Origin of the sequence: Thermococcus sp. 101 C5 (genome assembly GCF_009372125.1) — an archaeon.
In the GTDB taxonomy this organism is placed as follows: Archaea; Methanobacteriota_B; Thermococci; order Thermococcales; family Thermococcaceae; genus Thermococcus_A; species Thermococcus_A bergensis.
Genome location: NZ_WHIZ01000013.1, coordinates 25,169 through 36,764 on the forward strand (window position 1 = coordinate 25,169; position 11,596 = coordinate 36,764).

At 43.6% G+C, this 11,596-nt stretch carries 12 protein-coding genes; 3 read left to right on the forward strand and 9 right to left on the reverse strand.

The window, feature by feature from the left end:
• Positions 1–127: 127 nt before the first annotated feature.
• A complete protein-coding gene (gene acdBI, locus GBV73_RS03280; RefSeq protein ID WP_152879271.1) occupies positions 128–826 on the forward strand; it encodes an acetate--CoA ligase II subunit beta in 699 nt (232 codons plus the stop codon).
• 34 nt (positions 827–860) lie between these two features.
• Here the strand turns inward: acdBI and GBV73_RS03285 are convergent, their stop codons facing one another.
• The 8 genes from GBV73_RS03285 to eif1A form a co-directional block, all read right to left on the reverse strand.
• Positions 861–1,658, reverse strand: a complete 798-nt coding sequence (locus GBV73_RS03285) for a GTP cyclohydrolase IV (protein WP_152879273.1) — start codon at positions 1,656–1,658, stop codon at positions 861–863.
• Positions 1,659–1,831: 173 nt separating this feature from the next.
• Positions 1,832–2,221, reverse strand: a complete 390-nt coding sequence (locus tag GBV73_RS03290) for a DUF1699 family protein (protein ID WP_152879275.1) — start codon at positions 2,219–2,221, stop codon at positions 1,832–1,834.
• 6 nt (positions 2,222–2,227) lie between these two features.
• Complete coding sequence (locus GBV73_RS03295; protein WP_042701668.1) at positions 2,228–3,475, reverse strand: DUF530 family protein; 1,248 nt, start codon at positions 3,473–3,475, stop codon at positions 2,228–2,230.
• Positions 3,472–4,617 carry a DNA topoisomerase IV subunit A gene (locus GBV73_RS03300; protein ID WP_042702294.1) on the reverse strand — a complete coding sequence of 382 codons (1,146 nt, stop codon included), beginning with the start codon at positions 4,615–4,617 and terminating at the stop codon, positions 3,472–3,474. The genes GBV73_RS03295 and GBV73_RS03300 overlap by 4 nt, the downstream gene beginning before the upstream one ends.
• The gene (top6B, locus tag GBV73_RS03305) at positions 4,610–6,313 is read right to left on the reverse strand and encodes a DNA topoisomerase VI subunit B (protein WP_152879277.1); all 1,704 of its coding nucleotides are present in this window, start codon (positions 6,311–6,313) and stop codon (positions 4,610–4,612) included. The genes GBV73_RS03300 and top6B overlap by 8 nt, the downstream gene beginning before the upstream one ends.
• On the reverse strand, positions 6,300–6,962 hold the full coding sequence (locus GBV73_RS03310; RefSeq protein WP_042701664.1) for a KH domain-containing protein: 663 nt from the start codon (positions 6,960–6,962) through the stop codon (positions 6,300–6,302). Before GBV73_RS03310 ends, top6B begins: the two co-directional genes overlap by 14 nt.
• 1 nt (position 6,963) lies before the next feature.
• On the reverse strand, positions 6,964–7,740 hold the full coding sequence (locus tag GBV73_RS03315; protein WP_152879278.1) for a serine protein kinase RIO: 777 nt from the start codon (positions 7,738–7,740) through the stop codon (positions 6,964–6,966).
• Between the two features lie 6 nt (positions 7,741–7,746).
• Positions 7,747–8,094, reverse strand: a complete 348-nt coding sequence (eif1A, locus tag GBV73_RS03320; protein WP_042702289.1) for a translation initiation factor eIF-1A — start codon at positions 8,092–8,094, stop codon at positions 7,747–7,749.
• Positions 8,095–8,265: 171 nt separating this feature from the next.
• On the opposite strand from eif1A, the gene GBV73_RS03325 reads away from it, so the two are divergent.
• Positions 8,266–9,432: a hypothetical protein gene (locus GBV73_RS03325; protein WP_042701661.1), complete on the forward strand. Its 1,167-nt coding sequence runs from the start codon at positions 8,266–8,268 to the stop codon at positions 9,430–9,432.
• An 87-nt stretch (positions 9,433–9,519) separates the two neighbouring features.
• Here the strand turns inward: GBV73_RS03325 and gdhA are convergent, their stop codons facing one another.
• A complete protein-coding gene (gene gdhA, locus GBV73_RS03330; RefSeq protein ID WP_152879288.1) occupies positions 9,520–10,782 on the reverse strand; it encodes a glutamate dehydrogenase in 1,263 nt (420 codons plus the stop codon).
• A gap of 506 nt (positions 10,783–11,288) precedes the next feature.
• Between gdhA and GBV73_RS03335 the strand changes: the two genes are divergently transcribed.
• Positions 11,289–11,596 (forward strand): hypothetical protein (locus GBV73_RS03335; RefSeq protein WP_152878962.1); only part of this gene is annotated, 308 nt, incomplete at its 3' end.

Here is an 11,596-nt window from a genome sequence, read left to right on the forward strand (position 1 = left end):
ACCTGTAAGGGATATCTCCCCCATCCTATTTATAGTAATCGACAGCTTCAACCACATTCGAAATGGAAAGACTTTTAACATTGTCAACATAACTGAAACTGTCATCACTATAATCGAGGTGGTAGCTATGGATAGAGTTGCAAAAGCTAGGGAAATAATCGAAAAGGCAAAAGCCGAAAACAGACCACTTGTCGAACCGGAGGCAAAGGAAATTCTCAAGCTTTACGGCATTCCAGTTCCGGAGTTTAAGGTCGCAAGGAACGAAGAAGAGGCCGTTCAATTCGCAAGGGAAATAGGATACCCAGTTGTTATGAAGATCGTTTCTCCACAAATTATCCACAAGAGCGACGCCGGTGGTGTTAAGGTTAACATAAAGAACGACGAAGAGGCTAGAGAAGCCTTCAGAACTATTATGCAAAATGCAAGAAACTATAAACCCGATGCTGACCTTTGGGGTGTTATAGTTTATAGGATGCTCCCACTTGGCAAGGAAGTCATCGTTGGTATGATAAGAGACCCACAATTTGGCCCCGCAGTGATGTTTGGTCTCGGTGGAATATTCGTCGAGATTCTCAAAGATGTAAGCTTCAGAGTTGCTCCAATAAGCAAAGAAGAAGCCCTTGAGATGATCAAAGAGATAAAGGCTTACCCAATCCTTGCCGGAGCAAGAGGAGAAAAGCCAGTTAACATCGATGCCCTTGCAGATATAATCGTCAAAGTTGGTGAATTAGCCTTGGAGCTTCCAGAGATCAAGGAGCTTGACATAAACCCCATCTTCGCTTACGAAGACAGTGCAGTTGCAGTTGACGCAAGAATGCTCCTTTGATTTCTTTTCTTTTAAAAATTTAGAGAAGAAAAGACTAATACCAGGTTTCAGCTATAACGTCGTGCTTGTGTATGCTCTCATGGCTTATGACTTTCACGTGGATTTTACCTTTAAACTTCTGCTTTGCCTTGAAGATTATCTCCCTCGCAACGTCTTCCACGAATTTGGGGTTTGAATACATGTTCTGAACAACTGCGTTCTCATCAATCGTCTTCAATAGAGTATATGTCGGGGAGCTGAAAGAACTCTCCACAACATCTATCATGTCCTCAAGAGCGATTGCCTCATCATAGTCCGTTCTTACTTCAAGCCTGGCAACTGCTCTCTGAATGTGGGTTTTCCCCTGATTATTGGCCATAGCATGTGGGCAAGCAGTGTTTCCAATTACAATAACCCTTAAAACTTTTTCGAGCTTTTCCGGCTCCTTTATTACTCCGACTTCAACATCATACGTCTCAAGGCTGAGTTTTTTGCTTGCAGGGGTTTCTCTTTCCATAATAAGCTGTGTTTTAATCCATACTTCAGCCCTTTTGTGCGGATGCTTTCTTTCCAGCCTCTTTATAACCGAAAGGCCGAGTTCTTCGAGGGAGGTGTGTGCTTCTTTCACTTCTTCCTCAATTGCCTCGCTCATCGTTTCAGTAATGCTTTCAACAAGCCTGCTCATGTGAATGCCTTTCTTTTCCTCAGGAACGTCTATCGTTATCTCAAACGTTGGGATAAAAGTGTAAAGCTTACCTTTCCAGTTTATCCTCGCTATTGTTCTTAAGTTTGTTATGCCAACTCTATGAAGCCTCTCTTTAATCTCGGGAATCTCTTCCTGGGTTTCAAACATCTTCTCACCTCCATTAGGAAACCTAACCGGTTCTTTTAAACTTATCTCAAAACTCCATATGATTTTCATAGCTTTTTTGCACGGTAGTGTCTTCTTGCTGAGATAAACCAATACTTGGCTTGTCTCATACTTTTGACAAAGCAACATAAGCAAAAATGGCAGTATCTACTCATCTACCTACCGTTTATTATATAATAGACGGTTCTCAGTGGAATGTTGAGCTCTTCACTTATTTCTCTAGGCGTTTTCCCCTTCTTAATGAGTTCTTCAATAAGCTTTAAGGTATCTGGATCGTACTTTTTAGGCCTTCCCCGGGAATGGTTCATAGGAACAAGCTTGATTCCCATTTGATTGAGGGCTTTGATAATTTTTTTGGAGACCTTTGGATACAAACTGGGAGGGCATCCAATGACCTTCACATTTGGGGCCCTTTCAAGTATTTTCACAAGGATTATCTTGGTCGGCCGGAGATTTATGTAAACCTCGGTGACGTCTTTATTGAGCTTCTCCTCTAGCTTCCTCAAAAGGTCATCATTATTCCTCGCCTTTATCTCGATCTTCATATCCCCTCACCCTTGGAGAAGCTCCAAAAATTGCTTTGCTTTATCACTCTTCGGCATAAACCTCTCAAATTTGCTTGTATCCTCAAACAGACTCATATGCAGGCCAGAAAGTACGAATTTTTCGATAGCCTCCTTAAGCTCCTCTTCATTTATCCCAAGTAGCTCGCTGACTTTTTTCTCATCGAACGGGCTAACACCATAAAGGATAACTCCGCCCAAAAGGTAGTTTGGAATGTTTGAAATCTCGCTCCTTCTCCCGCTTAAAAGGGTTTCAGCCTCGCATTTTCTAATGAGAAGCATGCTGCCAAATCCGGTACGGAACCCGGGCTCATCCATAAACGGCAGATCAAAAATTGAGTAGTGACAATCTATACACGGCCTTAGCTGAGGATATAAGCCGATTGTCTCTCTTTCTTTTTCAGAGGTTAGGTAATAATACCTGAACAAATCGAGGGCAAGGATTTTAGCTCCCTCTTCTGGATAGAGAGAAGCATAGGCAAGCGCCAAATTATCTATGGTGTAGTGGCTGTTTATAAGAACCCCCTTGGTTTTCACGTAGGTTAAGAGCCTCCATCTGAACTTCTGGCCAAAGCGCTTCTTGAGTTCTCTGTCCACATCTGCGTCCAGCGGAAGCTCGACTTTCTCCTTCTTTAACCGCCCGCCCTGCCAGTACTCTACCTCTATCCTCATTCCCTTTCTTTGCACCTGTCCTTTTTCTTTGAGCTTGGATTTTATTTCCTTAAATGTATCTCTGGTCTTGGTGTCTTTCTGACTTAGAATCCTAAGGACATCCCCCGAATAAGCCAGATATGGCAGTATTTCTATCCTCCCAAGTTTAATGGGCTTTTCAGACACTTTCATTGAATCAAGGTCCTCTTTGTTGGTAATGTCCTTAATCTCGATGACTTTCTTCCCCTTGTAGAAGGTATAGTTGGATTCAATTGTGGCAAGAGCCATCTTATGGGCGGTTATCGCTGTTCTAAGCCGCTCGAGGGTTAGCATGCGGTAGTGATTTCTTAACAGAATTCTTCTAATATGTGGGTCTACTTCCTTTTTACTTGATGTTGCATAAGAGAGCGTTTCACCAACTCTGCGGGAAAGTTCATCTTCCAGGTCTCTAAGAAAGGCAAGATTGCGGTTTAAATTAAAAGCTAAATAAAGAGGGTCAAAATTCTCAAATAACCTGTTCATGTTTGTTTTTATGTCGTCCAAAACCCTATTTATCTGAGCTATAAGCTCTTCAGTTGTCGTCATGGCAGGAGCTCCTCGTTGGCAATTTTTTCGGGGAGGTATTTCTTCGCAACGAACTCCAAACTCTTGTTTGCCAGAGCCTGCTGTTCAATCCTTACTCCCCATTTGAGAGCCAACTTAAGCTGTCTCTGCCACTCCTTGTTCTGGAACCATGGGTAGTTCATCTCCTCTATGATACGCTTGTAATCTCCCGTTGGACCGCCTTTCTTGTTCGGTGGGATTCCCTTGAGCTTTTCTGTAACGTTTTCGAGACCGTATTTTTTAATATCGTCCATCGTCATACCAACGAATTTTGCCTCTGGCGTTGCAAGCTTTTCGCTGAGGTAAGCGAGATTTATTGAGCCCTGCTTGATTGTAGAGTATATATACCATCCGTAGGGGTCACCATCAGTAAAGACGATGATTGGCAAACCTTCCTCGTAGTGGAGCCTGTGTATAAGTCTTCTAACACCTCTTGAAGCCTGACCTTGAGTTGCCACTATTAAGGCTTTCTCCTTCTTCGGATACTTTTCTTCTATAAGCCTATCGGCCATAGCGGCGGTTTCTACTACAAGGACGTAATCCACATTGATTTCCGGGAACTCTATGTGCTCCACTGTTCCAGGAACTGCCCATCCACCCATACCAAGCTTTGAAGCGTTGAACTCGTCTTCGCCATCTTTAATGACTATGTCCCCGTAAATGTATCCTCTTCTGTCTGCAGTTATGTGCATTTCCTCTCTCAAAACTCCGAACATTCTCTCCAAATCCTCTATGATGGGGTCGCTCTCGCTCTGGTCTTCGAAGGTATTTTCATGTGTGCCGGGAATGGTGTGTTTGTTTGCATAGTAAGCTTCTCTCAAGCTCGCGTGTTTGCCCTCGGCAACTAACCTCTTTATATAAGCCGCTATCAAGAGCGTCTGCATGAATTTTCTCGCATGGGCAACGTTAAAGAGATATCTCCTTGAAGTCTTGTCACCCATCTTAATCACGCGGTCTTTTTCGTCGAAGTAAACGTTGCTGAGACCTCTGGTGGGAACATCTATGAAGGGGTTCCTGCCAGCTTTTAGTTCTTCAAGGATTTCTTTTCCAAATTCCTCGAGTTTCTGAAGGACCTTTCTTGGGTCGTAGCTGAAGCGTTCCTTGGGCCTCTCACGTTTAAGCATTTCCATCAGCCTCCGCCTTGTTTTCTTCTACTGTTTCAAATTTCTTCTCAATCATCTTTATTAGGAGGTTCTTTATCGTGTCTTCAGGCTCTCCAGTTAGGATGCTTAAGGCCCTACTTACCTCAGGGACATACTTCTCAAATATCTTCCTTCTTTTCACCTGGTAGAGCTTGCGGTGTTTTCCTCCGAGATATTTGGCAAGCCTTCTAGCGACTTCCATTATGGCGAGTCTTATTTCTTCATATATTTCATCTTCACTGGCAATACTCTGCTTTCCTGTAGAAGTGTAGGGGACGTGCACGCTGACCACATTAACCAAAAGCACCAGCGGCGTTCTTTCGAGATCATCCACCCTGTATCTCTTCCAGTCAATGCTTCTTGCTGCTGAAGTTATAACACACGAACCCGCATCAAAGAGCAGAGGAACTCTGTTAGCATACCTAAGAACGTCAAAGCCACTGCTTAGCTCTCCCCCAAAGGCTAGACCCACCTCTACCTGGAAAGGAATCCCCCCGCGGTAGACTTTGGGAGGTCTCGTTACGGCAGTTACGAACTCTGGCTTTAAAATGCCCGAAAGTCCTTTTTCTATGTTTGGCTCTCCAATTGGCCTCAATCCATGGGTGGGTGGAGCCAAGAAAGTCATGTACTTAAATGCCTCTACAATCTCTTCAGCTTCGTGCCAAGTGAGCTTTTCAGGAGGCTTTTCCATGAGTTTCTCGGCTTCCTTGAGGGCTTTTTTGCCTTTCTTTCCAAAACTTGCGAGTACTTTATCGACCTCCCCTTCGGCGAGCCTCTTTAGGAGTTGCTCTCTAACTCTCTGCTCCTCCTCTTCCTTTATAAGCCTCAATGCCGCGATGTACTTCACAAGCTCCTCTACCTTTTTGTCACTTATTCTCGAAAACTCGCCTATAAGGAACGTTCTCACTGTTGTCCTTGATGTCCTCCTGGCCATCCTGTAAATGTCATCCGTCATTACTCCCTTTGGATGTGGCTTCATTTCCTCCGGTGGCTCTGGAATTTCTTCACTGCTCCTTGGGAAGACTATCAGCTTTCCATCTGGTTCTATAAGTTCAATATGAGCATGAGGATTGGCTATAGCGGTGAGCTTAAGATACCAGTAAGGGCCCTGTTTAGAGCGGATGTAACGAACTTCTTTGACTTCCATCTCTATCCTTGTTCCTCTCCATCCAGTGGGATTGGGGTGCTTTATCTTCTTGAAAATCTTTCCTTCGTTCTTTTCCACATCTATGCCAACCCATGCCTCGATTATCTCATCCCCGCCAGTGGATGTTATGACTCTAGTAGCTTTACCGCTTGTGATTTGAGCAAACATTACAGCACCGCTAATACCAATACCCTGCTGCCCTCTGCTTTGAATGTTTCTGTGGGCCTTTGTACCGGCAAGCATTTTACCAAAGACGTGTGCTATGTAGTTTTCAGGGATTCCAGGGCCGTTGTCCTCGACGATTATTTTGTAGTGCTCAGATCCGAGCTCCTCTATCTCCACTCTAACGTAGGGCGGTATTCCAGCTTCTTCACAAGCGTCCAGAGAGTTTGTTACAGCCTCGTGAATAATGGTTGTAAAGGAGCGCACTTTTCCGGTATAACCAAGCATTGCAGCATTTCTTCTAAAGAACTCACTGACGCTCTGGATTTTAAATTCTTTAAAAAGCTTGTTTGCTTCAGAATTTGCCATAGTACATGCCTCCTTCAAGTTCTAAATCCTTCTTCCTTCTTTCAAGGTATTTGTAAACGGTTCCGTGTGGAGAACCTTTTGCAAGTTTTTCAACTGCAGTTTTAGCTATTTGAACTTGGATTGGATTTCCAATGATGGCAACAGTCTTCCCGTAGACGCTTATATCTGCTCCGCTCATTTCTTCGATTATCTCTCTCGTCCTGCCTTTTCTACCGATTATTCTCCCCCTAACTCTCGGAAGTGCATTCTTCTCGTTCCCTACAACAACGTCGGTCAGGTCAACCACTTCGAGAATCTCACCTTCATTAAGCAGCCTAAATGCCCTCTCCGGGGAAAATCCCCTTCCGATGGCCAACACAATGTCTCTCGCCTTCCATACTGCCAAAGGATCGTCGGTTTTTTCTGTAGAAGTAATGAATACCTCTCCAGTCTGGCTGTCTATCTCTATCTTGGTTTTTGTAGCCTCTTCAATCTTTTTCTTTGTCTCGCCCTTTTTCCCAATAACCACTCCAATTCTCTCTTTTGGAATCCTCACGAATTCTTCCTGCTCGCCAAGAGCTTCAAACTCTTCAATCTCAAAGGACTTTTCCGGTTCTCCCTCCTTGTCCACATACTCATACTCTTTCAGCTTCTTTTCAAATTCGTCCATATCAATCACCCGTCAGTTCCTTAAACTTCTCCTCAAGGTTGTCAACGCTCACTCCTTTTTTGGCGAAGTAATTGATGATGTTTCTCAAATCACGATAAAGCAGTGAGAGTGCCATCCTATTCCTTTTTACCGTTGCCTGAGACCAGTCAATTATCACTGGCTTATCCCATATAAGGATGTTATACTCACTAAGGTCACCATGAACCATGTCTCCCCTTTTCCAGAGCTTTTCAATTGAATCCATGACAAAGTTATAAAGCTCTTCAAATTCTTCTTTGCTGAGCTCTTTTTCCACGTCTTTTAATCTTGGAGCGGGGTATTCATCTCCGATAAACTCCATTATGAGCACGTTATTGCTGAACGCTATTGGCTCCGGGGCCCTAACAGCGTATTTCATGGCCCTCTGGAGATTTTTAAATTCCCTCCTGGTCCATACAAAGACAAGCTTTCTAATGTCTTTCGGCAGATACCCAATTCTTGGATCCGCTGCCAGATACTCCCATATTCGCCTAAATTCAGTTGTATAGGTGCGATAGATTTTAACAGCAATGGGATTGCCCTCGGCATCAATGCCCATGAACACATTTGCCTCTTTTCCCGTTGAAATCACACCGAGCAGTTTCTCTATGTTTCCCCTTCGGTGGAAGTAGGAAAGAGTATCAACTGTCGTCCTATCGAATACCTCACTAAACACTTTATAGAGCTCACTATCCTTTTCTCTGTGTTCTTCTAATCCTAGGATGCGTGCTATTTCCCTATCTATGTCCTGAATTCTCATAATTCATCACAGAGTCAAACCGCCAGTAAGGAAGTCCTGAGTAATCTTGTTCTTCCTGATAAGCCAGTCAACTTGGGTCCTTGTATAACGATAAACTATGTCTCCCCTCTCGTCGCTCTGTACTTCCCATGGTTGGACTATAACCACATCTCCCACCTTAATCCACATTCTCCTTCTAAGCTTTCCTGGTATTCTGCATCTTCTAACCTTTCCATCTGAGCATCTGACATCCATCCAGCCTGAACCCAGTGCTTGCTCCACTATTCCAAACACTTGGTTGTCCTTCGGAAGAGGAACCCTAATAACTTCCTCCCCTTCAAAAGTTCTGTTTTTATCGTTCCTTGGCATGAGCATCACCTCAAGTGGTTTGTTTGATAACTTTATAAGCCTAAGCTTTTGCAAATATTTTCTACTGTCCTATTAGGTGGGGTGTTTTTAAAATTTTTGCATGAACTCATTTAAACATCCACAAAATTGAAAAGGGGAGGAGTCTAAATTCTAATTACAAAAAGCGAGGGATGAAATATGAAAGAAATAATACTCCTCACGGGTCCTCCCCTTAATGGGCGAGATGAATATGCGGAAGACGCATTAAAACTTGCAAAAAACGAGAGCTTTCAGTATTATCATGTGTTTGATTACCTGAAGGAAGTCGGAAGAGAAAAAGGCGTCAAAATAACAAGAAAAAACGTTTTAGACTTTGCAATAAGCCATCCGGACTTAATGAACAGCATTCGAGATGAGGCTTTCAAAAGGATAAAAGACGAAATCGAGAAGAGCGAAAAGGCATTCCATATAGTCTCAACCCCGGCCCTCTTTAGATGGGGAAGTGGGAGCGTTTTGGGCTTCACCCTGAGCAACCTGAAGCTTCTAAGACCGAGTAGGGTCATCATAATGCTTGATGACATTCTAAGCGTCAGAAGAAGAATAATTCACGACAAGGAGTGGTTTGAACGCTTCGGAGAAGACAAAGAGAACATCAAGCTTACTACCCTTGTTATGTGGCGTGAGGATGCAATAAACCACGTAAAGACCCTCGTTCATGAGCTTAACAAAGAGGGAATTCAAGTTAGATACGTCCTGCACTTTGGAATTAGACACCCGCCTCAGACGTTTGTAGATTTGATTTTCCATGAAAAAGAGAAACCTCTGGTATATCTGAGCTACCCCATGACGGGACACGAAGAGGAATACTATCATAGGGTTAGAGGGTTTTACGAAAAGCTCAGCAAGTACTTCACGGTTTTAGACCCCGGAGCGCTTGATGACTGGTGGATTGTTGCGGAGTATGATGCTCAAGTGGAGAAAAATCCAGAGGTGCAGAGAATAAAAATTAGGAACATCTGGGACGGAGAAGAGATAGAAGAGCTAGACAGAGAGGACATAGAACAAGCCACAGACATTTTGAGGAGGCAACTTGTTGAGAGGGACTTCAATCTAGTGGATGTAAGCAAGGCTATAGCGGTTTATCACTACGCTGAAGGCGTTTCCGCAGGGGTCATAAGTGAGATGGCGGAAGCATATAGGACTCTCGGAGCTATCTATCTCTATTACCCATTTAAAAAGAGGCCAAGCCCTTTCATGGAGTTCTACGGCATGCAAAATCCCTCAAGGAGAACCATGTTCAAAGACGAAGATGAAATGATCCAAGCCATGGTGGAGGAGAGGGAATACTGGACAAAAGCATTATGAACATAAGAGTCATTGAAAAGCCAAGAAATTTCTAATTTTTATCTCTTTTTCTAAAACAAGAATTAAGAGAAAAATGAGGAGAAAAAATCACTTCTTGACCCATCCGCGGTCCTTCATTGCCTGGTAGACTCTGCTGACTGCGAGTACGTAAGCGGCGTCTCTCATGTTGATGTTCTTCTCCTTGTGGGTGTTGTAAACGTCCCAGAATGCCTTGGTCATCTTCTTGTCAAGCTTGGCCCTTGTGGTCTCGGTGTCCCAGTAGTCGCCGGTTATGTTTTGTACCCACTCGAAGTAGCTGACTGTAACACCACCAGCGTTACAGAGGAAGTCTGGGATAATGAGTATGCCCTTCTCGTAGAGGATTTCATCAGCTTCTGGTGTGGTTGGACCGTTTGCAACTTCAGCAACGATCTTGGCCTTTATGTTGTCAGCGTTCTTCTTTGTAATGACCCCCTCAATGGCTGCTGGAGCGAGAACATCCACCTCGAGCTCAAGAAGCTCTTCGTTTGTTATGTTTGTTGCACCTGGGAAGTCCTTAACGCTACCGGTCTTCTTCTTCCACTCAAGGACTTCATCAGCGTTGAGTCCATCTGGGTTGTAAATACCACCCCTGCTGTCGCTGACTGCAACAACCTTCATTCCAAACTCTTCGCTCATTATCTTGTGGAGGTAGTAACCAGCGTTACCGTAACCTTGGATGGCTATGGTCTTGCCCTTGAGGCCGTCCCATCCAAGGGCTTTTGCAGCCTCTCTAATTGTAAAGGCAGCACCTCTTGCTGTGGCATCCATTCTTGCTACGATACCACCAACGCTTGGTGGCTTACCGGTTATAATACCGAAGGATGGGTCTCTTCTTCTTGAGATGGTTTCATATTCATCCATCATCCAAGCCATGATTTGTGGGTTAGTGTAAACGTCTGGGGCTGGGACATCTGTGTATGGGCTTATAACATCATAAATAGCCCTGATATATCCTCTTGCAAGCCTCTCCTTCTCTCTCTCGCTCAATTCCTTTGGATTACAGATGACACCACCCTTACCTCCACCGTATGGGAGGTCCATAACAGCAGTCTTCCAGGTCATCCAAGCAGCCAGAGCCTTGACAGTGCTAAGGGTTTCCTCAGGGTGCCACCTGATACCACCCTTTGTTGGACCGCGAGCCCAGTTGTATTGAACTCTAAATCCTGTGAAAACCTTTACAGAACCGTCATCCATCTCGACTGGGATGCTGACCTCAACAATTCTTTGTGGTCTCTTTAAAAACTCAAGAGCTTCTTCACTTATATCCATATATTGGGCAGCCCTCTCAAGCTGCTTAACAGCAATTTCAAATGGGTCTTGCTCAACCATGTTCATCCCTCCAATTTAGGTGATTGGCGATACAAACTTGAGCAATAGCCTATATAAACTTTTCGATGAAAGTGCCTAGAGAACCGATATTTTTAAACAAAAGGTTATGTACATACATTTTCTAATAAACAAAAAACATCTAAAAAAGATTTCTGGAAGAAGAGCTCTCAAAAAGCATTTTTACCATACATTGATGTCTAAAAACGTATATTGATGTATTGAAAGTTTTGAGCAATAACCAAATTAAAAAGTAAAATGCCCTCAGCGAGAAGTCGGTCATCATCCTTCAGCTCACTCTTGTTCCAATCATCGGGACATCACTTAATTACCTTGAAAACCTTTTTAAAACTAAACCTACAGCAGTGCCCATTATTTATGAAATTTTGGACAGTTGTCAAAAAACTCATGCTTACACCAGTTTTAAGTATTGCTCCCTTGACAAATGTCTAATTTCTAGGTTTTAGGTGGTTGTAAATCGCCTTTTGTCGAAATAAACTGAGAGGGGCGTGTTTATAGTAACCTTTATTAGGGTTTTTGCTGAATTCTTTCGGGTGGTTGTCGTGATCCCCAGATGGGATCACAGACTCAAAGACCCTGAAAGCGTGGCATTCGCAATTCTTGACGTTTTAGCAGACTTCGAATCAGAAGGAAAGCTGAAGAACCTGCCAAAATCCAAAAAATTTCCAGTAAAAACAATACTGGCAATACTCCTCTTTAAACAATACTACAACCTACCTCTCAGAGACGCCCAGCACTACGGCAGAAAATTCTTCGGAGCAAACATTCACTACTCAACCCTCCACAACTGGGAGAA